Source organism: Curtobacterium sp. MCBA15_007 (assembly GCF_001864905.1).
Lineage (GTDB): Bacteria > Actinomycetota > Actinomycetes > Actinomycetales > Microbacteriaceae > Curtobacterium > Curtobacterium poinsettiae.
In genome coordinates, this window is sequence record NZ_MJGM01000003.1 from 53,130 (window position 1) to 75,402 (window position 22,273).

Below are 22,273 nucleotides of genomic sequence, written 5' to 3' on the forward strand. Positions count from 1 at the left end.
GCGATCGCTGCATCCACGAGCACGCGGACGTAGAACAGACGATGCCCGGTCGGGTTCTGTTCGACGATCAGCACGGTGTCCGAGTTCCCCTGCCGCAGCGAGGTCATGACGCTTCCTTCCCCGGCGCGAGCACGGCCCGGACGGTCTTCCAGAGGATCACGACGTCGCCCGTCACCGACCAGTTCTCCACGTAGAACAGGTCGAGGCGGATCGCGTCCTCCCACGAGAGACTCGAACGCCCACTGACCTGCCAGAGCCCGCTCATGCCCGGTTTGAGGAGCAGTCTCCGACGTGCTGCACTGTCGTAGAGCGCCACTTCACCTTCTCGCTGGGGCCTCGGGCCCACCAGACTCATGCTCCCCATCAGCACGTTCAGGAGCTGAGGGAACTCGTCGAGCGAGTGCTTCCTGAGGAATCGGCCCGCGGGGGTGACGCGCGGATCGTTCTCGACCTTGAACAGGGGCTGACTTCCGCGTCCCTGCTCGGAGAGCAACGCAGCGAGCTCAGCGTCCGCTCCGACCCGCATGGAACGGAACTTCAGCATGTGGAAGGGCTTCCCGTTGAGTCCGATTCGCTGTTGACGGTAGAGGACCGGCCCTGCGCTGCTGAGCCGCACAGCGACGGCGATCGCGACGAGCAAGGGGGACAACACCAAGATCATCAAGCTCGAACCCACGATGTCGAACGCTCGTTTCGCGAAGTGGGTGGCGCCTTCGTACCGCGGCATCTCGACGTGCATGAGCGGGAGACCTGCGACGGGTCGCATGTGGATGCGGGGACCGTTGATGTCGGTGAGGCTCGGGGCGACGACGAGGTGCTGACGACCGCTTTCGAGTCCCCAGCTCAGTTCACGCACCGCCCGGGCGCCGAGCTCGTCCGAGCTCGTCACTGCGACCGTGTCGGCACCCGTCGTCGCGAGGGCGGAGAGGGCGTCAGGGATGCGTCCGACCACGGGGATGTCGCCGCCGCGAAGGGTTGATCCGATCGGCGCGTGGGGGACGCATGCACCGACGACCAGGTAGCCCTCTTCCGGATGCTTCCCGAGTTCTCGGCTGATGTACTCGACACTCTCGTCCGAACCGACAAGCAGCACGAGCGCTGAAAACCGCCCGTTCCGTCGCTGCGCGTTGAGCCATTGGCGCCACATCCACCGTGTCAGCAGGAGGACGAGTACTCCAAGCGGGAAAGCGATGAAGACGTACCCACGAGCGATGTCGAGCTTGAAGACGTAGGCGATGATCGCGACGAGCGCGAAGAGGCGAATCGCGGAGTCGACGATCCGTCGGTACTCTCCCGCACCGGTGCCGATGTAACGCGGATCGCGAGTGTCGTAGAGCGACAACACGATCAGCCACGCGACGATCAGCACCACCGACACAGTGGTATACCCGAGTGCGAGGTCAGCCGGGCTCCCCGCCACCTTCTGACTGTCGGAGCCGAACCAGGCGATCTGCACCCCGAAGACGACCCAGGCCAGGGCGAGGACGTCAGTCGCGAACAGCCGTTTCGCGTAGACGGTAGCCCACGACGCATTCTGCTGAGCAGTTCCGTCCCTGACGGTCACCAAGTCGCCCCACCGTCCGTCGAGACCCGGACCGTCGTGCCGTCCCACAGCCACACGTCCTGCCCGGCGCGGTCGATGGTGACGGTGTTGTCGGTGTCGGCTCCGTCGGCGCAGCCGATCGGCGTGGTGGACGACGAGGGCGTCACGTCGGAAGCGGACATGGTCTCGATCTGCACGCCGTCGCACGACGCTGCGCCGACACGGGCGAGCGTGTACTCCCCGCCGTCGACGCCGACCGAGCGCACGCCGCCCAGCGGCACGTCGACCCACGCTGCCTCGCCGGTCCGCCACTCGAGCTGGCCGTCGCAGATGACGACCGAGGTCTTGTCGCCCTGGAACGCGTCGATGGGGTCTGCGCAGGGCGCCTGGACGGTCCCGCTCGCGAGCACGACGCCGTCGGTGCTGATGCCGGCGCCGGCGGCGCCGGGCGCACCGGCTGCCCACGTCACACCGGCGTCGGTGCTGGTCCGCGCGGTCGCGGTGCAGTCGTCGCCGACGCCCGCCAGGATCGAGAGCTCCGCACTGGAGGCCCGGATCGCCATGAGCGATCCGACATCCGTCCCGAGTCCCACCTTGACCCACGTCGCCCCGCCGTCCACGGAGTGTTCCAGCACCGGCCGCGGGCCGCCGCACGATCCGCCGGACGCGCGCCATGCCTCCTGGCCGTCGACGGCTGCCAACAGGCGCCGGCCCTGTTGCTTGGTCCCTGCGGCGTCCCCGTCAGCGGTCGCGCTGGCCCGCGGGGACTCGCTCGCGTGCGGCATCCGTGTGAAGGTCGGGATCGGACCGGCGGGTCCGTTCTGTTCGGGCGCGGTGCGGCCCAGGGCGAGCGAGACGAGCACGACGTCGATGATGATCAGCGCCACCACCACGACGGCCACCACGATCAGGGTGGTCTTCGGCAGCGCACGACCGAGGCCCCGGGTCCCCCGGCGATTCTTCATCGTCCGCCGCTCCGCTCAGCGTCCGGCGCGGCGGAGCACGCCGAGCTTCTTGCTGGCACGCTTCGGCGGGTGCGTCGACGTGGTCACGGTGTTGTCGTCCTCGTCGTGGCCGTAGCTGTACCCGTAGCCGTACCGGCCGTGGCCGTAGGCGCCCGGGCCCTTCAGCGGCATCTTCGTCAGGACGAACCCGGAGATCGGTGCGCCGACGTTCGCGAGCGAAGCGACGGCAGCGGCGAGCTGGCCCTTCAGGGTCTGCCCGGAGGCGACGGCGATGATCGCACCGGACGCCTTCTTGGCCAGGATCGCGGCGTCGGTGACCGGCAGCAGCGGCGGGGCGTCGAACAGGACGTAGTCGAACTGCTGCTCGAGCAGGTCGATCAGGTCCTGCATCGCCCGCGAGCCGAGCAGCTCGGACGGGTTCGGCGGGATCTGGCCGGCGGGCAGGACGACGAGCTTGCCGCGGCCCCAGGGGTGGGCGACGTCCTCCAGGTCGGCGCGACCGATCAGCACGTCGGTCAGCCCGGCGTTGCTCTCGACGTCCATGTACTCGGCGACGCGGGGGCGGCGCAGGTCGGCGTCGATCAGGATGACGCGGAACCCGGCGCTGTCCAGGGCGATCGCCAGGTTCGCGACGGTGGTGCTCTTGCCCTCGGACTGCATCGACGACGTCATGACGAAGGTGCGGGCACCGGTGCCGATGTCCAGGAACTGCAGGTTCGTGCGGAGCGTGCGGAACGACTCGGCGCGGGGGCTGCGCGGATCGACCTGCACGATGAGCGGGCGTTCGGCCGCCTTGGCGTCGAAGGCGATCCCGCCGACGACCGGCTTGTCGCTGATCTTCTCGACGTCGAGTTCGGTGCGGATCCGGTTGTCCAGGGTCTCGCGCAGGATGGAGATGCCGATGCCCAGTGCGAGCCCGACGAGCAGCCCGAGCGCGACGTTGACGGGCACGTTCGGGCTGACCGGCGCGCTCGGCACGTCGGCCTGCTTGACGCGGGTGAGCTTGACGGTGCTCTTGCCGCTCGCGTCGGTGGCCTCGATGTCCTGCACGACGTTGGTCAGGCTCTGCGAGGTCGCGTTCGCGATGTTCGCGGCCTGCACCGGGTCGGTGCCCTCGACCGAGATGGCGATGAGGGTGGTGCTCGTCGGCGCCGTCGCCGACACCATCGTCGCGAGCTGGTCGGCGTTCATGTCGAGCTTGAGCGACGAGATCACCGGCAGCAGCACGATCGGCGTCGACACCAGGTTGGAGTACGTCAGCACCCGCTGCTGGGTGAACGTGTTGCCCTGCGCCAGGTCACTGGCGCTGCCCGACGTCTCGGTGGAGACGAAGACCTGCGCCGATGCCGAGTAGACCGGCTTCTTCAGCAGGGAGAACCCTGCGGCTGCGGCCACTCCCACCAGGGCGAGTACGACGATCAGTACCCATCCCTTGCGGAGCACCGTGATGTAGTCGCGGAGTTCCACGCCTTTGCCTTCCCCGATCATGGCCGTCCCCGTGGTCCCGACACAGGCGCACCGGGGTACTCCCAGCACACGGCATACAAATAGTGCCACAGGAACGAGTCCTGCCCGGGGGAAGTCGCCATCCGGCGCGCGGTGTCCTCTACGGTGGCCCCATGCGTTCCGAGCCGGCCCAGACCGCGACCACGCCGAGCGTGCGGCGGCAGCGGGACCTCATCGTCATCCTCGTCGCGCTCGGCGTCGCCGTGATCCTGACCCGGATCGTCGGACAGGTCACCCGGACTGGGGGCATCCCGTCGCCGGTCCTGCAGGTGCTCGCCGCGGACGCCGCCGTGTGGGTGCCGCTCGTCATCGCCGCCGCCGTGGCGCTCCGTCGGACCCCGTTGCCGGCGATGCTGTCACGGCTGCGGCTCGACCTGGGGATCGTGGTCTTCGCGATCGGCATCGTGATCATCTGCCGCGTGGTGGACGTGTTCCTGTCCCTGTCGTTCACGGGGACGACCGGCCTGGTCCCCGCACCGAGCCTCGGCACGCCGGACGTCGGGCTGCTGCTCGTGTCGGCGATCGGCATCGTCGTCGTCAGCCCGGTGCTCGAGGAAGTGGTGTTCCGCGGGCTGTTCCAGCGCCGACTGGCCGCCGAGCTCACGCCCCGCACCCGGTTCCTCGCGGTGCTGGTCACGGCGCTCCTGTTCGCGCTGCTCCACCTGCTGCTCGGAGCCGGCGGCACGACGCTCGGCGGGTTCCAGGTGTTCGTGACGACGTTCCTGCTCGGCGTCCTCACCGGCACGCTCGTGGCGATGACCGACCGCATCGGCGGTGCGATCCTGGCGCACGTGCTCTTCAACGCGGTCGCGGTCGTCGCGACCTGGCCGCGCTGATCGGCCACGCTGGCGTCCCCAGAAGGGGTCAGCACCGGTCGTCGGCCGTCGCGGAGCACTAACCTGCACTGAGCATGACTCGCCCAACCAGCATCGTCGACAACCCCCTCGTCCGTCAGGCTCCGATCAGCGGCCTGCTGGCGCTGTCGGCGCTGCTCAGCATCGTGATGCCGTCGCTGCCGATCACGGCCCACCACCTGTTCGTGGCGAGTCTGGTGTGCACGGTGGTCGCGACCCTGATGAGCGCCGTCCCCGCGCTCGTGCATGGCGCCGCCTGGCTGGTGCCGGTCCTGCTCACCGTCGACTTCGTGACGATCGCGCTGCTGCGCACCGGGACGGGCTCCGGCTCGTCGCTGTTCACGGCGATCGTGGTGCTCCCCGTGGTCTGGTGGGCGTCGCTCGAGGGGCGTCGCACCGTGCTCTTCGCGATCGCGGGCATCGTGCTCGTGATCCTCGCGCCCTACGTCCTGACCCCGTCCGACGCGCCCGGCCCGAGTGAACTCGTCCGTCTGGGCATCCTCGTCGTCGTGTTCGGCACCGTCGCCGTCGTCGTGCACGAGCTCTCCCGCCGGGCCCGACGCAGTCTGCGGTCCGCCGAGGCACGCGAGGGCAAGGTCCGTGCCGAGATCGACCGGGCAGCCGCGGTGCAGCGTTCCCTGCTCCCGACGACGACGGGCCGCATCACCGAGGACGTCGTCGTCGCCGGTGCCTGCCTGCCCGCCCGGAGCGTCGGCGGGGACTTCTTCGACTGGTACCCGACCAACAGCGGCGTGGCGGTGAGTCTCGGCGACGTCATGGGCAAGGGCGTCGGTGCCGGCCTGATCGCCGCAGCGGTCCGGTCGACGCTCCGGAGCGCCCGGACGGTCGACGACCCGGCCGAGGCGCTGAAGCGGGCGTCCGACGGCCTGAGCGCCGAGGGCATCGGGCCCGACCTGGCCTTCACCACGCTGTTCCACGCCCGGATCTCCGACGACGGCACCCTCCGGTGGTCCGACGCCGGGCACGGGCTGAGCTTCGTGCTGCGGGCCGACGGGCACGTCGACCGACTCCGGTCCGGCGACATGCCGCTCGGGCTCGGCATCCGCGAGGAGTGGGTGACGGCTGAGAGCACCCTGGAGCCAGGCGATCTGCTCGTCTCGTTCAGCGACGGCGTGCTCGACCTGTACGAGGGGCTCGAGGAGACCATCGAGGCGGTGGCCGAGATCGCGCGCGCCGGACGTGACCCGCACGCGGTCGTGCTCGCCCTGTCGGCCCGCGCCGACGAGGTGCCGCACGACGACGACGTGACGGTGATCGCGATCCGTCGGCAGCCGGTCCAGGTGGACTCGGCACGACCGCTCGCGCTGCACGCCGACTGACGGCGGGACGCGTGAGGCGGGCCGCGGGCCGCGGGACGGGGTGGTACGCGCCGCCGCTCGAACCCGAATCGTGCGGCGACGCGTGCAGACGGTGCGTCTGCCCTCGGACGCCCTAGCGTCCTCGGTCTGTGGGGTGACCCGTCGGGCCACCGGGCGGGTCAGTGGACCAGGTCGAGCTCCCACACGGGCGGCACGTACGCGCGGGACCAGCCCTCGCGCAGGCGCGTCACGGCGCGGTCGAAGGCCTCGAGCAGGTCCATCTCCGGCCGCACCATGGACTGCAACTGCAGCTCCTCGGAGGTCGCGAGCAGCTGCTCCGAGCCGCGAGCCGGCTCCATCGTGCCCGGCTCGGGCGACGCCGCGATGTTCAGCGTCGCCGTCAGGAACCGCATGAGCCAAGGGTCCGCCACGATCGCGCGCAGGAACCGGACGGTGCCGTGCTGCTCGGCCAGGGGCATGAGCGGCACGGTGCGCTCCTCGTTCCACCGGTCGATCGTCGCGAGCAGCAGACCGTCCCAGCTCGGGAACGTGCGTGCCACGGCATCGAGGTCCACCCCGGCCGCCGCCGCGACGACCTCGGGGGTCACCTCGTGCAGGGGCCGGGACCGCAGCGCCGTGATCATCCCGAGGATGGCCTCGCCCCGCAGGGAGGGGTCGTCGGGGCTGGTCACCGGCGGCGTCTCGATGTGCATCCGGACACTGCACCAGCCCGTGGCCGCTGCGACCAGTCCCCCGAACGGGAACGTGCGTTCCCCGGACAGGGGCCGAACGCCCTGGTCTCGACGGGTCGCGTGGGTCATACTCGGCCCATGCAGTGGGGACGGATCGCACCGGTCGTGGCACTCGTCGTGGTGCTCGGCGGCACCCTGGCCGGCTGCGCCACCGAGACGAGCGGCGACGACGACGCCGGCCCCACGGGTCCGAGCACGCAGGCCGGGCCGCTGCAGTCCGGGTTCTGCGCCGACTACGTCCCGCTGAAGACCTCGGCCGAGCGCCGCGACGCCGCCGACCTGGTCGTCGACGCCGACGTCACCAAGACCGACCGGACCGTCGAGCTCCAGGGGATCTACGACGTGTACGAGGCGACGGTCACCGACGTCCCGAAAGGCGACGAGGACGCCTCGGGTCCGAAGCCGGGCGACACGATCCGGGTGATCAGCACCTCGGACCAGTGCGAGACGAGCGGCGAACCGGTCGAGTACCTCGAGGGCGACCCCCTCGCCGACGAGGGCACCTTCCGCCTGTACCTCTCCCCCGCCGACGACGGCGGGGACGCCGGGGACGACGCCGTCTGGCGACTCGTCGTCCCCGGCGCCGCCGAGCCGCAGCCCGCCGGCTGACACCGCATCCTGCAGCCTGACGCAGCAGCCGGCTGACACCGGGTCGGCTACGGCTGCTCCGGCACCGTCACGATCCGGTTCTGGTACGCCCACACCACGGCCTGCAACCGCGACCGCACCCCGAGCTTCGGCAGCATCCGCGCCAGGTGCGACTTGACGGTCGACACCTCGAGCACGAGCGACACCGCGATCTCCTCGTTCGACATCCCCTGTGCCAGCAGCAGCAGGACCTCGCGCTCGCGGGCGGTCAGCACGCCGTCGGCCCGGTCGCCGGACACCGGCTGCAGGCTCCGCCGTGACACGAACTCCCGCAGCACCCGCCGGGTCAGGGCCTGGTCGAGGGTGCCGTTGCCGGCGGCGACCTGTCGCACGGCGTCAACGATGGTGTCCGGCTCGGCGTCCTTGAGCAGGAACCCGGAGGCGCCGGCCTCGAGCGCCCCGAACACGTAGTCGTCCAGGTCGAACGTCGTCAGCATGAGCGCCGGGATCGCCGGATCGGCGTCCGGTGCGCAGAAGATCCGCGCGAGTTCGATGCCGTTCATCACCGGCATCCGGATGTCCAGGCAGGCGACGTCGGGTCGCGTCTCGCGCGCCAGCGCGAGCGCCTCGCCGCCGTCGGCGGCCACGCCGACCACCTCGATGTCCGGCTCCGCGCCGAGCAGCGCGGACACCCCGGCGCGGACCAGGGGCTGGTCGTCCGCGACCAGCACGCGGATCACGCGACCACCGCGGTGCCGTCGGCGGCCTGCGCGGGTGCGGCAGGTGCCTCCCGGCCGAGCGCCAGCTCCACCAGCCATCCGCCGGTCGCGGTCGGGCCGGTCTGGAGGCGCGCCCCGACCAGGTCCGCCCGCTCGCGCATCCCCCGCAGCCCGTTGCCGCCCGAGGGAGAGGTCCCCGCTGCCGGCACGGTGGCGGGTGCGTTCTCCACCCGGATCACCACCCGGGTCGCGTCGCGGTCGTCGATGGTGACGGTGCACGGGGCGGACGGGGCGTGCAGGGCGGCGTTGGCCAGTGCCTCCTGGACGGTGCGGTAAGCGGCGAGCTGCGCGAGCGGGCCGACGCCGTCAGCGAGCGGCCGGTCACCCGGCAGCACGTCGAGCCGGACGTCGCTGCGGAACCGGGCTCGTTCGGCCAGGTCGACGATCCCGGCGACCGTCTCGACCGCACGCTCGGCGGGGGCGTCGTCGCGGAGCAGGCCGACCAGGCGGCGGAGGTCCTCGAGCACGGCCGTGCTCTGCTCCCGCACCTGGCGGGCACCCTCGTGGGCACGCTCCGGGTCAGCGTCGATCTGCCGGTCGATGACCGCTGCCATCAGTGCGATCCCGGACAGGTGGTGCGCGGCGATGTCGTGGAGTTCACGGGCCATCGCGGCACGCTCACGGGACACGGCGGCGTCGACCAGGGCGTCCTGCTCACGGTCCACGGCGCTGGCCTCGGCCGTGCGGGCGACGCGGACCTCGCGGCGGGACTGCACGAGCAGGGTGACCAGCAGGGGCAGGCCGACCGCGCCGATCGCCTGCAGCACGCCCTGCCCGAGCGAACCGGACACGGCGGTCGTGGCGTCACCGGCGAGCGCGAGCACCACGTTGCCGGCTGCCACCAGGGCAGCGGCGACCACGAGTGTCGGCCAGAGGCGGGCCAGCGCCACGCGGAGTGCGGCGACGACGACGCCGACGAGCACCGGCAGGGCGGTCAGGCCGAACAGGTCGGACGACTGCGGGGCGAGCGCGGCGACGAGCACCGGGAGTGCGGCGACCACGATCAGCGCGATGCGGGGTGCCCGGCGGGCGGCGAGCAGGGCGGCGGACTGGGCCAGCAGGCCGAGGGCCAGGACGGTCCAAGCGGCGGAGAACACTGCGGGGACCCCCAGCGCCAGGGCGGGGCCGTCCGGTTCCAGGCTGTCCAGGGGCGGCAGGCCGAGCAGCAGCCCGAGGGCGACGACGGCCGTGCCGAGGGCGACGAGGACGTCGACGCGGCGGGCGAGCTGGGCGGGTCGAGGCGACTGCGTGGGCTGCGCTGACTGCGCGGGCTGGGCCGGCTGCGCGGCCGGCTGCGCGGGCTGGGCTGGCTGCGCGGCCGGCTCATCCGGTGCGCGCAGCGCGTCGTGCTCAGCGGGTGCCATCGTTGGATCCTACGAGGCGGGCGCGGGTGGGGACCGGTGTGTCGAGGGGCAGGGCGCGTCGGGCGGGGTCGTAGCCCAGGCGGCCACGGGTCGCGACGAGCAGCACCACGGCGGCGATCGTCGACATGATCGTCAGGCCGATCATCAGCGTGCCGGCGGTCATGCTCGGGTACATCTCGGGGAACAGGGTCGAGATCGTGTTGTTCACGCCGACGTGCAGCAGCAGGGCCAGGGGCAGGCTCTCGCGGGTCTTGTTGAACACCTGGATCATCACCACGTTGAAGGTGATGGTGAACAGGGCGAACACGACGGGCTCGCTCCAGTGCGCGTTCGGCCACCCGCCCCAGTCGCTGAGGTACAGCGGCATGTGCCAGAGCGCCCAGATCGGACCGAGGATCGCCGCCGCACCGAGGCCCCCGAAGCGGTGCTGCAGGCGGGGCAGGGCGAAGTCGCGCCAGCCGGGCTCTTCGCTCAGACCGGTCGAGAACAGCTGGATGATCAGTCCGGGCACGAGCATGGCGAAGGCCAGGCCCGAGGGAGCCCGCACGTCACCACCGGCGAACGGCAGCGCGGACACGACGATCAGGGCCGGCACGACGACGAGCGCCAGTGCGTACCAGTACCAGGCGACCCGCCAGCGCAACAGTCGCCCCACCCAGCGGCGCAGGCCCGCGCGACCGTCGGCGACCGCCGTGACGATGAACGCGCTGCCCAACGGGCCGAGGAGCGCACCGGGCAGGACGCCCGTGAACTGACCGCTGCCCAGGACCTCGGGGAAGTGGATGTCCCACACCCCCATGCCGTGCGGGGACAGGATGTACGGCACCCACGCGAGCCAGCTCAGGCCGAGTGCCATGGTGAAGAAGGACACGAGCGGGTGCCGGGCGATGAGGCCGCGGACACCCCCTCGGTCGCGGGCGGCGGTGCCGGCGGGAGGCCGGACTTGGGTGGTGTTCGTCATGCAGACGACGCTAGGAAACCGGGCGCTCGGGGACGACCGGCTTCGGGATGCACCTGCGGGAGTTCCATCGAAGGATGCAAGTGCCTTTCGCTCGGTTCGGCACTCCTGAACACGCCGTCGTCATCGCTCGACGCCGCCTTGCGCTCGAAACGCCGCCGAATCCGGAGGCGTGTCGAGCACTCGGCGGCGTCTGCGCACGACGACGGCGTCTTCCGAACCGACTCGGCCCGCAGGACCCCGACGTCTCGCAGGTCCGGTCAGGCAGCGCGCTGTGCGGCCACGTGGGCCAGGACGACGGGGTCCTCGCAGCCGCGGGCGAACCCCAGGATGCGCCGGTCGATGTCCCGCTGCAGCACCAGCACGCCGATTCGCTCGGCGATCGGCGCGAGCCACTTCGGCCGGCACGTGAAGTTGTAGCGCCAGACCGCGAGCGTGTGTCCGGGCTGCCCCTCGGCCGCCGTGAAGCGCCAGCCCCCGCCCATGCGCTCGAAGAACCACGAGCCCTTCGTCATCTTCATCCCCACGCTCGACGGCGGGTGGTACGAGACGTACTCGCTCTCCATCGCCAGCCCGAACCGCTGCACCGTGTACGTCCGGACGCCCTTCGCCGGCACGGTGGCCCCGTCCATCAGGTGCTGGCGGCGGATGAAGGGGTCCCAACGCTTCCGGATCGCCCCCTGTGTCTGCGAGACGGCGAAGGCCACGTCGGGCTCGACCGGGACGACGCAGCGGGACTCGACGACGGGCATGAGTCATCCTCGCACGTGGCGGTCGCGCGGGCCTCCCCCACGCGGCGGACGTCAGGCCCGGTGCCGACCGGCACCGGGCCTGACGTCCCGCGATCCCGCGGGCCTGCGGTCAGCGCACGCGCCGTCGACGCCGCAGCGCCACCATCGCGGTACCCGCACCGAACAGGAGCACCGCCGCGATGAGGCCCGGCAGGAGCGAGGCACCGGTGAACGCGAGGTCTCCGCTGCCCGTCCCGATGCCGTTCGTACCGCTCGTACCGGCCGGGCTCGTGCCGTCCGGCGTCAGGGCACCGGGAGCCGCTTCGTTGCCCGGGCCTCCGGCTGCGCTGCCGCCGCCCTGCCCGCCATTCCCGCCGTTCGCGGGCGGATCGACCTTTGCCGTGGTGACCACCGCTGCCGACACGTCGGCTGCCAACCCGGCGGGGTCGCTCAGGTGCAGCGCGGTGACGGTCCGGTCCCGCCCGCGGGTCCGCTGCTCGTTGAGCACGACCTTCCCCAGCCCGCCGGGCAGGGCGATCCGGGTGTTCGCCCGGATCGTGCCCGCCGGGATGGTGGTGCCCGCGATCTGCCCACCCGCGGTCGTCACGGTGGCACCGCCGTGGGTCACCCGGACACGGACGTCACGGAGCTCGCCGGCGATGCTCGTGCCCGGGTAGAGGACGACCCGTTCGAGTCGGACCTCGCCGCGGTCACTCGCCGACCGCACCGTGACCCCGTCGACACGCAGCTGTCCGGTGGCGCCGTCCCCGGCCTCGTCCGCCCGCTCGGTCACGGTGGTGCCGTCGGCGGCGGGCGCAGCGACGGGTTGTGCCGGGACGTCGCTCGGGCCGGATGCCCGGAGCGCGAAGGCGTGCCAGCGTGCGATGGCCGGGTCGTGCGGCTCCGGTGTCGGCGTGGTGCCGCCCCCTCCCGGGGTCGGGTCCGGGGCGGGCTGCGCCGCCGCCAACGTCACCTGGCCGAGCAGCACGTCGGGGTGCGTCCCGGTCAGGTCCTCGTAGCGGAGCGCCGTGAGCGTGACGGTCCCGTCCGGGTTCTCGGTCCGTTCGCCGATGTGGACGCGGACCCGTTCGGTCCCGTCCGGGGCGAGCCCCGTGTACAGGTCGGTGGCGGTGTTGATCCACACCCCGTTGACGAACACGGCGTTCGACTCGTCGTCGAAGGAGACCGTCATCGTGCCGGCCGCCGTCACCTCGGCGTGCAACCCGTTCACGCGGAGTGCCGGCCAGCGGTAGGCGGCGACGGGGTCGGTGGCCTCGTCCGGGATCTGCTCGAAGTGCCCGACCGAAATGGTCGCGGTGTCGCCGTCGTCCCCGATCGCCGCCGTGACGTCGGTTGCCCGGGCGGGGTAGCCGGCGGTCGCGTCGATGCGGGCGGCGGAACGGTGTTCCCCGGCACTGGTGATCCGCGGCTGCGGGGCGACCAGCGCCGTACCGTCCGTCCCCCGGACGCCCACCCCGAAGGCGGCGGTGACCCGAGCGTCCGTCGGGCTGCTCGCCCTCGCCGGGATCGTGACGGCGCCGAGCCGCACGTCGGGGTGCGCCCCCGTCAGGTCGCGGTAGTGCAGCGCGGTCAGGGTCGTGCTGCCGTCCGCGTGCACCGTGCGCTCCCCGAAGGCCACGCTGACCCGCTCCTTGCCGTCAGCGTCGACGCCGGTGTACAGGTCGGTGGCGGTGTTGATCCACACCCCGTTGACGAACACCGCGTTCGACTCGTTCGCGAAGTCCACGGTCATCGTCCCCTCCGGCGTGAGGTGGGCGTCGAGGCCGTACACGCGCAGCGCTGGCCAGCGGTACTCCGCGACCGGGTCCGAGGCCCGGTCGGGGATCTGCTCGAACGAGTCGAGGTGCACGTCCGAAGTACCGTCCGCCGCAGTCGAGACGGTGACCCCACGTGCGGTCGACGGGGAACCGTCGGCAGCGTCGACCCGGTCGGCGGTGCGCTTCGCGACGCCGGTCACCGTGGGCTGCCCGTCGATGAGCACGGTTCCGTCCGGGGCAGTCACCTGCACACCGCTGACGCTCCGGGTGGCCAGGGCGTCGCCGTGGGCCGGGGTCGGCTGCGGCGCGGGATCAGGCGTCGGAGCCGGGGTCGGGGTGGGCGTCGGCGTCGGGGTGGGTGCCGGCCAGCGGTCACCCGCCGCGCAGGAGACCGATCCGGCACGGACGCGCCAGATCTCGGAGGCACCGGCTTCGGCGTCGATGCGGAGCGCGACCGTCGTCGTGGTGCCGTCGGCGGCCGTCGTGGTGCTACCGACGACGACCTTGGTGGCGCCGTAACGGGACTCCGGCAGGTCGCGGCTCCACCCGGGCGTCGCGGTGGCCTCGGTGGTGACGTCGTCGCCGTCGATGGTCAGGCGGTCGAACGACACCGCGGGGGTGCCGCCGGGAGTGCACGCGGCGCGGAGTCCGGTGAACACGACGGGGGGACGATCGCGCAGGGTGAACTCCCCGCTCGCGATCGTCGAGGTCGCCCCGTCCGGGCCGGCCTCCGAGCGCAGACCGCTCGTGCGGGTGGTGTTGAGCTTCAGGACGTCCTGCGTCGTGTCGACCCGGGCCACCGTCGGGTCGCCCGAGTCCCAGCGCACGGCCGGGGTCGGTGCGGTGAGCGTGCCACCGTCGATGTCGGTCAGTTCGACGCCCGACGCGGCGGCGAGGGTGGCGCCGTCGGCCGCGGTGTCCGCGCTGGCCGGCAGCGCGAGCATGGGCGCCACGAGGCCGATGCCGAGCAGTGCCGAGGCCGCGAGCGCGATGACGGAACTGGTGCGTGGACGATCGGTCATCGGCGGGCCTCCTCGGCGAACGCGGTGAAGAAGGCGCGGCCGGCGGGGACGCCGACCCCGGTCACGTCGTCCCAGCCGGGTGCGGACCGGAGTCCCTGCCGACCGGTGTCCCAGAGGAACAGGGTCTCGGGCCACAGCGCTCCGGCATCGGGCCCGCGCGGCGACCAGGTGGCAGCGGAAGCGGGGCGGACGTCGCGGACGGCGTCGGTCCCGAGCATCTCGTAGAGCATCGGCGTGACGAGCCCGATCCGGACCCCCGTGGCGGCCTTGGCCATGGCGACCATCGAGGCGACCATCGGGGTCGCCAGACTCGTGCCGCCGTGCGTGACGTAGCCGGTCACGCCCTTGTGTGGCCCGTACACGACGAAGCCGGTGTTGGGGTCGCCGATCGACGCGACGTCGGGGACGAGTCGCCCGGTCCCCGGTTCGTCGAGCAGCTGGCGCTGCCACGTCGGTCGGCCGTAGACGTCGGACTGGCCGCCGCCGGCGCCGTACGCGAAGCCCGGCGGGATGAGGGCACCGTTGCGCGCGAAGCGGGTCTCGGTCTCCCAACCAGCCTCGACCGCGACGGAACCGTCACGGGCGAGCCCGGTGCTGGTCGCTCCGACCGCGGTCACGTACGGGCTGGACGCCGGCGACGACACGTCGGGGCCGGAGTCGTGGTCACCGACGGCGCTGTTGTCGCCGTCGTTGCCAGAGGACGCGAACACCGAGATGCCCCGGGCCCCCGCCTCGACGAGCACCCGGTTCAGCAGCGTCCGGTCGTCCGCGGTGTCCAGGTCCTCGGTGGACCCGAACGACAGGCTGATGACGTCCGCACTGCCGTGTTCGACGACGTCGAGGATCCGCGAGAACAACGAGGTGGTGCTGCAGTCGTCGGCACCCCAGTACTCGATGTCGGCGTCGGGGGCCATCGCGTGCACCGCCTGCACGTCGAGGTGCTGCTCCTCTGTCCAGCTCTGCGGCCCGCCGCAGCGGGAGGTGTCCGGCGACGCCGGAGCGTGGTGCTGGTACTGCCCCGAGCGGAACGGCTGGGCGCCCGCCGCCCGGAAGTAGGTGTCCGTGTTCGCTTCGACGTCGGGGTCGTCGTAGGCGGCGACGATCGCTATGGTCGCGCCGCGTCCGGTGTACCCGGCCGGCACGTCGTGGACCTCGCGCAACTGGGCCGGCTGGTACCCGCACAGCGCGTTCGATCGGTGCGTGACCGGCACCGATGCGGGCCAGTCCGTCGTGAGGCGCTCGCCCCACCATGCGGCGCACTGTCCGTCGTCGGCCAGGACCGGCGGTCGCGGGACGGTCTCACCCGGTGCCGGGGTGGGTGCCGCCGCTGCTGCAGTGGTCGTCTCGGTCGGTCGGACGGCGTCAGAGTCAACGGCTCCGGACACGCCGACGACGGCGGTCAGCCCGCGTGGCACGGCGAGGGCGCGGACCGGTGCCACGGCGCTCTGTCCGGCGACGTCCCACCGCGCGAAGGAGGTGTGGAAGGCGTCCGCGATGCGCGCGGCCGTCCCGCGAACGGGCAGGGATGCGATCGAGCGCTCGACGGGGCCGACGTGGAGCCCGGCACCGCGCAACCAGGTCGCCACGGCCGGGGCGCGGTCGAGGTGCACGGGGTCGAGGAGGACGGTGAGGGACAACTCGTCGGCGGTCACCGGGTCGCCGCGCTCGGCGTGTGCGGTCCAGGCGGGGACGGAGTCCGCGAGCGGTCGGTCGGGCGAGGGCGGTGCGGGGCGCACGAGGAGCGTGCCGGGGATGATCACGGCGAGCGCGAGCGCACCGATGAGGAAGCGTGGACGCATGGGTTCCTGGTCTGCTGAGAGGCGGGGACGCAGCGCTGCGCGCTGCCACAGCGACCTTACATGCAACTGATAATCGTTATCACTCGCAGGACACGAGCAGTCGGGACAAACGGGAGGCCCGGTGTCAACTGACACCGGGCCTCCTGTCCGTCAGGGGGTCAGACCACGGCGCGCAATGCGTCCGCGATGCCCGTCAGGGCCACGTCGACCTCGTCGGCCACGCGCTGATGCGTCGCCGTCGAGCGACGGTAGGGGTCGTCCACGTCGTCGTCGGCCGGGTCGGCGGGCGGCGGGACCGTGCCCCGCAGCCGGGCGACGCGCTCCACGAGTTCCTGCGGGGTCGTCACGTCGGCCAGGTCACCGGGCTCGAGGCCGGCGAGCACCCGCGCGAACTGCTTGATCGTGAAGGTCCGCTTGGAGGCCCGGGGCGCCAGGGAGACGGCGGCTGCACGGTGCGATCGCTCCGCGGTCAGCACCAGGTCAGCGCTCGCGACGATCTCGGCCGTCAGGTACCGCGACCGGTGCGCCGAGGGGGCGCCCCCGAGCCGGACGGACTGCTCGGCCGCGGCGGCGTCCATCGCGGCGCCGTCGTCGGCGATGGTGCCGGCCGACTCGACCACGAACGCGGGGGCGTCCGGGCCGAGTCGTGCCGTCAGGACCTGCGCGCCGAGCGGCGACCGGCAGATGTTGCCGCTGCAGACGAACAGGATCCGCATCGTCACGCTGCGTCGGTGCGCTCGCCGGCGCGCTGGTCGGCACGCTCGTCGTCGCCGAGCAGGTCGTGCCGCACGACGATGGCGTCACGGCCGGGGCCGACACCGATCGCGGAGATCCGTGCGCCGGACATCGCCTCGATCGCCAGGACGTAGTCCTGCGCGTTCTTCGGCAGGTCGTCGAAGGTGCGGGCTCCGGTGATGTCCTCGGTCCAGCCGGGGAACTCCTGGTACACCGGCTTCGCGTGGTGGAAGTCGGACTGGTTGACCGGGACCTCGTCGACGCGGACGCCGTCGACCTCGTACGCGACGCACACCGGGATCGTCTCGAGCCCGGTCAGGACGTCGAGCTTGGTGAGCACGAAGTCGGTCACACCGTTGATGCGTGCCGTGTAGCGGGCGATCGGGGCGTCGTACCAGCCACAGCGGCGCGGGCGGCCGGTGGTGGTGCCGAACTCGAAGCCGTTGGCGCGCAGGAACTCGCCCGACTCGTCGAACAGCTCGGTCGGGAACGGACCGGCGCCGACGCGGGTCGTGTACGCCTTGACGATGCCGATGATCCGCTCGAGCTTGCCCGGGCCGATGCCCGAACCGGTCGCGGCGCCACCGGCGGTCGCGGACGACGAGGTGACGAACGGGTAGGTGCCGTGGTCGACGTCGAGCATGGTGGCCTGGCCGGCTTCGAACAGGACGGTCTCGCCTCGCTCGAGCGCACGGTGGATCTCGAGGGCGGTGTCGGCGACCATCGGGCGCAGGCGCTCGGCGAACGAGAGCAGCGACTCGACGACTTCTTCCGGGTCGATCGCGCGGCGGTTGAAGACCTTGACCAGCAGGTGGTTCTTCTGGTCGAGCGCGGCCTCGACCTTCTGGCGCAGGATGTTCTCGTCGAAGATGTCCTGGATCCGGATCCCGACGCGGTTGATCTTGTCGGCGTAGGTCGGGCCGATACCGCGACCGGTGGTGCCGATCTGGCGCTTGCCCAGGAACCGCTCGGTCACCTTGTCGACGGTGCGGTGGTAGTGCGTGATGACGTGGGCGTTGGCCGACACGAGGAGCTTCGAGACGTCGACGCCGCGGGCACGCAGGGCGTCGAGTTCCTGGAACAGCACCTCGAGGTCGACGACGACGCCGTTGCCGATGATCGGGGTCACGCCGGGCGTCAGGATGCCGGAGGGCAGCAGGTGCAGGGCGTACTTCTCGCCGCCGACGACGACGGTGTGGCCGGCGTTGTTGCCGCCGTTGAACTTCACGACGTAGTCGATGCGGGAGCCGAGGAGGTCGGTGGCCTTCCCCTTGCCCTCGTCGCCCCACTGGGCGCCGATGATGACTGCTGCGGGCATCTGGTTCTCCTCACGTTGGCGGAGGACCGCACACGGCCGTCCGGGCCGGTGGTCCACCCGAGTCTATCGGCTGGTCACCTGCGCGCCACCCGGCGTGACGCCCCTGTGGACGGCGCGCTGCGCGAGGCTCCGGACGCGACCAGACGGACGGACGGGAGGCGCGGTGCCAGCTGGCACCGCGCCTCCCCTCCGTCGTCCGGTGCGTCCCGGACCGTCCGACGGTGTCCGGATCAGCTCCGGAAGAAGTCCTGGTACGACGGGTCCCCGACGAGCTGGGAGTGCCCCGGCTCGGCCAGACGCTGCTCGATCATGGCCTGGATGACGTCCGGCGGAGTGAGTCCACGACGGCGCCACTCGACCGGGTTGGACCGGAGCTGGTTCAGCGTGCTCTGCATGGGAGCCACACTGGCACCGGTTCACTAGTTTGTCTAACTACCTGTCCCGAACACGCGTTCCGGGCGACGAAGGAGCAGGAGATGCCCGGTCCCCACGAGGGACCCGACATCTCCTGCTCACCGTGTGGCGCGCGAACCGCGCCCCGGCTCCGTCCTAGCGGCGCGTGACCTTCGCGGTCGCGCCGGACTTCGCCGTACCGTCCTCGTACCCGGAGGCATGGGCGGTCACCCGCACGCTGATGCGGTGCCCGAGGTCGGACGAGCCGAGCGTGACCTTCGACCCCGTGGCCGACTTCACGACCTTGCCGTCACGCAGCCACTGGTACTTGTACGTCGCCTTCGTCGTGCTCCAGGTGCCGTGCTTCGCGGTGAGGGTCGAGCCGACCTTCGCCGTCCCGCTCACCGTGACCTTGCTCCCCTTCGCCAGCGCGAGCTTCGGCGGGACCACGTTGATGGTCGACGTGTCGGCCTGCTTGCCCGCCGCGTTGTCGAGGTGGAGCAGCAGCACCGTCGCCTTGGTGACACCCGAGGCGCGGGTGACCGTCAGCGAGTCGGCGTCGGCGAACAGCACGCCGGTGGCGCCGTCCTGCGAGAACGACAGCTTCGGCTTGGTCGGGTCGAACGTGACCGGCTTGGTCTCGTCCACCACCGACGAACCACTGGTGGCGGCACCCGGGGCGTAGGCCGACTCGGTCAGCACGGTGTAGTCGAACTTCGTCGACGCGCCGATCGCCGAGGCACCGACGGTCAGCACCTTGACGGAGCTGTCGAAGGTGTTGACGTCCTGGCCGGCCGCTCCGCCGTTGAGCGGCTGTGCGTCGACCGTCTTGCCCGTTGCCAGGTTCATCGTCGTCGCGAGCGTGGCGTCGATGGTGGCCGACTTCGCGTCGTACACCAGGTAGTCGGGCTCACCGTCACGGTTCGTGTCGATGAGGACCTCGACGTTGGTCACGGCACCGGGGTCGGCATCCGGACCGGCGGTCTGCACACCGAACGCGATGGTGCCCGACGCCTTGTCGTACGACGCACCGTAGGAACGGACGTCGGCCGCCAGCAGCGACTGCTCCGCCGAACCCTCGGGGAACGTCTCGGCCGGGTCGGTGCCACCGAGCACGAACGGGGCGACGGCCGCGTGGTAGCCGGTCGTCAGGCCGCCCTGGTCGAGCGTGCGGCCCTTGAGCGTGAGCTCGGCCGACTTGCCCGGCCCCGTGAAGGGGACCGTGGTCCGCGCACGCACCGCACTGACGGGTTTCGGTGCCACGTAGACACCGAGGCGCATCGGGTTGAGCGTGCTGTCGGTCGGCGCGAAGGCCACGATGCCCGAGGCAGCGGTCACGAACTCGCGCTGGTAACCCTTCTGGACGGCGTCCTGCGTCGGGTCGATGACACGACGGAGCTTCGTCGGGTCGGCGACCGAGAACGTCAGCGTGACCGAAGCGGAGCCGTTGGCGGGCACCGTCACCTGCTTCGAGCTGAGCGCGAAGGTCACACCCGGCTGCGACACCTGCGGCTGGTACGACACGTCGTACGTGTGCGCCGTGCTGTCGGTGTTGTCGACCTGCAGGGTGCGGGTCTCGCTCGTCCCGCTCGCGACCTCGACGACACCGAACGACGCGGTGACGAGCTGGTCGTTCTCGGCGCTGCGGACCGTGGTGCCGGCGGTGACCGCCTGCAGCGCGTCCACGCGACCGGTGCCCTGGCGGAGCAGGGTGGCCGAACGGTTGCCGTCCTTCACGTCGTGCGTCGCCGTGTTCATCAGCGCCGCCTTGACCTGCGGGGCAGACCAGGTCGGGTGCGACTGGAACGTCAGCGCCGCGATGCCCGCGACGTCCGGCGTGGCCATCGAGGTGCCGCTCATCGACATGCGGCCGTCACCGGTGCCGTTCGCCGCCGAGATCACGTTGACCCCGGGGCCGGCGATGTCCGGCTTGACGATGTCGTCGAACGACCCGTGCACACCACGGCTGGTGAACGACGCGAGCGTGTTCACGGCGTCCGCCTCGATGGCGACCTCGAAGCCCTTCAGCTCGTCCGCGAAGCGCACGTGCAGGGTCCCCGCCTTCGCGGTGGCCTGGAGGCTCGCCACGCTCTTCGCGGTCAGCTCGGCACCCGGGATGGTCGCGTTGCCACCGATGCCGGATTCGAACGTGTCGAGCGTGCCCGCCAGCAGGACACCGACACCGCCGGCGGCCTCGACGTTGTCGAAGCGCACGGCGGAACCGCACTCGAGCGCGGCGTCCGTCCACTTCAGCCAGACGACCTTGCCCTTGATCTTCGCGGCGTCGGCGGCGCTGAACGCGGCACAGCCGTCGATGTTCGCGGTCGGGACGACGACGTCGCCCTCGACCGGCAGGGTGCCCTTGAAGTTGGACGAGTACTGCGACCGGTAGGTCTTCGCGACGTCGGCCGGTGCGGTGACCTGCACGCCGTCGTAGAGCGACTGGCCGGTGGCGCTCGCGGCGACGGTGAGCGCACCCTCGGCGTTGCCCGGCGAACCACCGATGTCGGTGAAGTCGTCGGCGTTGCCCGAGGCGATCACGGGGAGCACGCCCCGCGCGGTCAGTGCGTCGATCTTGGCGTTGTCGGGGTCGTCCGGTGCACCGTAGTCGGAGCCGAGCGACAGGTTCAGGACGTTGATGTCCTTGCCCTCGGTGAGCGCCTTGCCCACCCAGTCGAGCGCGGCACCGGTGACGTCGGTCGAACCGCCGTTGTCACCGAAGACCTTCAGGGCGTACAGGCCGGCCTCGGGCGCGGTGCCCGGACCGATCCACATGTCCTGCACCTGCTGCGTGGTGAGCTTGGTGTAGTCGCCGTCGAACTGCTGCTTGTCGGCGGTCAGGCCGTAGCCCGCGATCGAGCCGGACACGTGCGTGCCGTGGTCGCCGCCCTTGCCGTCGATCGGGTTGTCGTCGGGAGCCGGCACCGGGTCGTAGGTGTTCGGGTCCTCGGGGTTGGCGTTGTACGTCGCACCGGCGAAGTCGTACCCGCCCAGGAACTTCGACGCGTCGTACAGGCTCGGGTCCGGGGCGCCGCTGCTCGCGTTCGCCAGGGCCTGCTGGTACGCCTCGGTGGTGCCGGGGCCGCCGAAGTCGGCCTGCGTGTAGTCGAGACCGGTGTCGAGGACGGCGACGTTGACGCCCTTGCCGGTGTGGCCGGTCTGCTGCCAGGCGTTGAGCGAGCGCGTGTAGACGTCGCTCGCGGCGTTCTTCGGCGAGACTCCGTCGGCACCGGGGCGCACCAGGCTCGGGTCGACGCCCGAGGGAGCGGCGTCGGCGTTCTCGTTGACCGTCGGCTCGACGATCTTCTTCGGCGTGAGCGGGATGATGCTCTCGACGTCGGAGCGCTCGGCGATCTTCCGGAACGCGTCGACGTCGGCGACGACCGCGACGCCGGGCACGGTGTACTCGGTCGAGTAGAGCTCGGTCGCGTCGGCATCGGCGCGCTTGACGGCCGACCGCACCGCGGCGACGGTGGACTGGATCGCCTCGACGCGGTCCGCGGCGGCGGAGGACTGCCTGCGCGACTGGGTCAGGTCGCCGCCCTTGGCCTTGGCGTCCACCTCGAGGGCGCCCTGGCCGGTCGTGCGCACGAACGCCGCGACGGTCTTCGTCGGCTTGGCGTCGCGGAGCGGCGCGGAGAGCTTGAGGTCGGCCACCGGGATCCCGGCCGGAGCAGCGGAGGCCGCGCCCCCGACTGCGAGACCGCCGCATGCGAGGGCCGCGACGGCGATGCCGGCGGTCAGGACGCGGGTGAAGCGATGGGGGGTGGGTTTCGGGTCGGTGTTCGGTGTTGCACGGTTCAAAGAGGGCACTCCAGGCTCAGTCCGTGGTTCGCATGAGATTCCTGTGAAGCTATGCGTTCGTTCTC

17 protein-coding genes are annotated in these 22,273 nt (G+C 71.6%); 3 read left to right on the top strand and 14 right to left on the bottom strand.

Translation table 11 applies throughout. The features are described 5' to 3' along the window. Positions 1–103: 103 nt before the first annotated feature. From BIU95_RS03915 to BIU95_RS03925, 3 genes are read right to left on the bottom strand one after another with little or no spacing between them, the layout of a single operon-like run. Positions 104–1,564: a sugar transferase gene (locus tag BIU95_RS03915; RefSeq protein WP_254783258.1), complete on the bottom strand. Its 1,461-nt coding sequence runs from the start codon at positions 1,562–1,564 to the stop codon at positions 104–106. Beyond that, positions 1,561–2,508: a hypothetical protein gene (locus BIU95_RS19025; RefSeq protein WP_071250504.1), complete on the bottom strand. Its 948-nt coding sequence runs from the start codon at positions 2,506–2,508 to the stop codon at positions 1,561–1,563. Before BIU95_RS19025 ends, BIU95_RS03915 begins: the two co-directional genes overlap by 4 nt. A 15-nt stretch (positions 2,509–2,523) precedes the next feature. Further along, positions 2,524–3,975 (bottom strand): polysaccharide biosynthesis tyrosine autokinase, encoded by a 1,452-nt coding sequence (locus BIU95_RS03925; RefSeq protein WP_071250506.1) that lies wholly within the window; start codon positions 3,973–3,975, stop codon positions 2,524–2,526. A gap of 152 nt (positions 3,976–4,127) precedes the next feature. On the opposite strand from BIU95_RS03925, the gene BIU95_RS03930 reads away from it, so the two are divergent. Together BIU95_RS03930 and BIU95_RS03935 are read left to right on the top strand one after the other, a co-directional pair. Further along, positions 4,128–4,850, top strand: a complete 723-nt coding sequence (locus tag BIU95_RS03930) for a CPBP family intramembrane glutamic endopeptidase (protein WP_071250508.1) — start codon at positions 4,128–4,130, stop codon at positions 4,848–4,850. A 74-nt stretch (positions 4,851–4,924) separates the two neighbouring features. Then, the gene (locus tag BIU95_RS03935) at positions 4,925–6,208 is read left to right on the top strand and encodes a PP2C family protein-serine/threonine phosphatase (RefSeq protein WP_071250510.1); all 1,284 of its coding nucleotides are present in this window, start codon (positions 4,925–4,927) and stop codon (positions 6,206–6,208) included. Between the two features lie 158 nt (positions 6,209–6,366). Here the strand turns inward: BIU95_RS03935 and BIU95_RS03940 are convergent, their stop codons facing one another. Beyond that, a complete protein-coding gene (locus BIU95_RS03940; protein ID WP_139179634.1) occupies positions 6,367–6,900 on the bottom strand; it encodes a hypothetical protein in 534 nt (177 codons plus the stop codon). Between the two features lie 117 nt (positions 6,901–7,017). On the opposite strand from BIU95_RS03940, the gene BIU95_RS03945 reads away from it, so the two are divergent. Continuing rightward, positions 7,018–7,548 carry a hypothetical protein gene (locus tag BIU95_RS03945; protein ID WP_042539126.1) on the top strand — a complete coding sequence of 177 codons (531 nt, stop codon included), beginning with the start codon at positions 7,018–7,020 and terminating at the stop codon, positions 7,546–7,548. Positions 7,549–7,595: 47 nt separating this feature from the next. Here the strand turns inward: BIU95_RS03945 and BIU95_RS03950 are convergent, their stop codons facing one another. The 10 genes from BIU95_RS03950 to BIU95_RS03990 all read right to left on the bottom strand — a co-directional run bounded on the left by BIU95_RS03950 (position 7,596) and on the right by BIU95_RS03990 (position 22,208). Next, positions 7,596–8,267, bottom strand: a complete 672-nt coding sequence (locus BIU95_RS03950; RefSeq protein ID WP_042539128.1) for a response regulator transcription factor — start codon at positions 8,265–8,267, stop codon at positions 7,596–7,598. Further along, entirely contained in the window at positions 8,264–9,670 is a 1,407-nt protein-coding gene (locus BIU95_RS03955) for a sensor histidine kinase (RefSeq protein WP_083389217.1), read from the bottom strand. Before BIU95_RS03955 ends, BIU95_RS03950 begins: the two co-directional genes overlap by 4 nt. Then, positions 9,657–10,631, bottom strand: a complete 975-nt coding sequence (locus tag BIU95_RS03960; RefSeq protein WP_071250513.1) for a CPBP family intramembrane glutamic endopeptidase — start codon at positions 10,629–10,631, stop codon at positions 9,657–9,659. Before BIU95_RS03960 ends, BIU95_RS03955 begins: the two co-directional genes overlap by 14 nt. Positions 10,632–10,888: 257 nt before the next feature. Further along, a complete protein-coding gene (locus tag BIU95_RS03965) occupies positions 10,889–11,380 on the bottom strand; it encodes an SRPBCC family protein (protein ID WP_042539130.1) in 492 nt (163 codons plus the stop codon). Between the two features lie 109 nt (positions 11,381–11,489). Further along, positions 11,490–14,159 (bottom strand): hypothetical protein, encoded by a 2,670-nt coding sequence (locus BIU95_RS03970; protein WP_020381105.1) that lies wholly within the window; start codon positions 14,157–14,159, stop codon positions 11,490–11,492. Next, positions 14,156–15,958 carry a S8 family serine peptidase gene (locus tag BIU95_RS03975; RefSeq protein ID WP_017886317.1) on the bottom strand — a complete coding sequence of 601 codons (1,803 nt, stop codon included), beginning with the start codon at positions 15,956–15,958 and terminating at the stop codon, positions 14,156–14,158. The genes BIU95_RS03970 and BIU95_RS03975 overlap by 4 nt, the downstream gene beginning before the upstream one ends. A 158-nt stretch (positions 15,959–16,116) precedes the next feature. Next, a complete protein-coding gene (locus BIU95_RS03980) occupies positions 16,117–16,674 on the bottom strand; it encodes a hypothetical protein (protein ID WP_031259331.1) in 558 nt (185 codons plus the stop codon). Between the two features lie 2 nt (positions 16,675–16,676). After that, positions 16,677–18,011, bottom strand: a complete 1,335-nt coding sequence (locus tag BIU95_RS03985) for an adenylosuccinate synthase (protein ID WP_017886319.1) — start codon at positions 18,009–18,011, stop codon at positions 16,677–16,679. Positions 18,012–18,241: 230 nt separating this feature from the next. After that, positions 18,242–18,406, bottom strand: a complete 165-nt coding sequence (locus BIU95_RS18520) for a hypothetical protein (protein WP_159557278.1) — start codon at positions 18,404–18,406, stop codon at positions 18,242–18,244. A 154-nt stretch (positions 18,407–18,560) separates the two neighbouring features. After that, positions 18,561–22,208, bottom strand: a complete 3,648-nt coding sequence (locus tag BIU95_RS03990) for a S8 family serine peptidase (RefSeq protein ID WP_017886321.1) — start codon at positions 22,206–22,208, stop codon at positions 18,561–18,563. Between the last annotated feature and the right edge of the window lie 65 nt (positions 22,209–22,273).

Bases quoted from the DNA above. Each gene is read 5' to 3' on its own strand.
- BIU95_RS03970 (WP_020381105.1), bottom strand. From the start codon at position 14,159: ATGACCGATCGTCCACGCACCAGTTCCGTCATCGCGCTCGCGGCCTCG.
- BIU95_RS03945 (WP_042539126.1), top strand. From the start codon at position 7,018: ATGCAGTGGGGACGGATCGCACCGGTCGTGGCACTCGTCGTGGTGCTC.
- BIU95_RS03935 (WP_071250510.1), top strand. From the start codon at position 4,925: ATGACTCGCCCAACCAGCATCGTCGACAACCCCCTCGTCCGTCAGGCT.
- BIU95_RS03965 (WP_042539130.1), bottom strand. From the start codon at position 11,380: ATGCCCGTCGTCGAGTCCCGCTGCGTCGTCCCGGTCGAGCCCGACGTG.
- BIU95_RS03985 (WP_017886319.1), bottom strand. From the start codon at position 18,011: ATGCCCGCAGCAGTCATCATCGGCGCCCAGTGGGGCGACGAGGGCAAG.
- BIU95_RS19025 (WP_071250504.1), bottom strand. From the start codon at position 2,508: ATGAAGAATCGCCGGGGGACCCGGGGCCTCGGTCGTGCGCTGCCGAAG.
- BIU95_RS03940 (WP_139179634.1), bottom strand. From the start codon at position 6,900: ATGCACATCGAGACGCCGCCGGTGACCAGCCCCGACGACCCCTCCCTG.
- BIU95_RS03980 (WP_031259331.1), bottom strand. From the start codon at position 16,674: ATGCGGATCCTGTTCGTCTGCAGCGGCAACATCTGCCGGTCGCCGCTC.
- BIU95_RS03930 (WP_071250508.1), top strand. From the start codon at position 4,128: ATGCGTTCCGAGCCGGCCCAGACCGCGACCACGCCGAGCGTGCGGCGG.
- BIU95_RS03960 (WP_071250513.1), bottom strand. From the start codon at position 10,631: ATGACGAACACCACCCAAGTCCGGCCTCCCGCCGGCACCGCCGCCCGC.
- BIU95_RS18520 (WP_159557278.1), bottom strand. From the start codon at position 18,406: ATGCAGAGCACGCTGAACCAGCTCCGGTCCAACCCGGTCGAGTGGCGC.
- BIU95_RS03975 (WP_017886317.1), bottom strand. From the start codon at position 15,958: ATGCGTCCACGCTTCCTCATCGGTGCGCTCGCGCTCGCCGTGATCATC.
- BIU95_RS03955 (WP_083389217.1), bottom strand. From the start codon at position 9,670: ATGGCACCCGCTGAGCACGACGCGCTGCGCGCACCGGATGAGCCGGCC.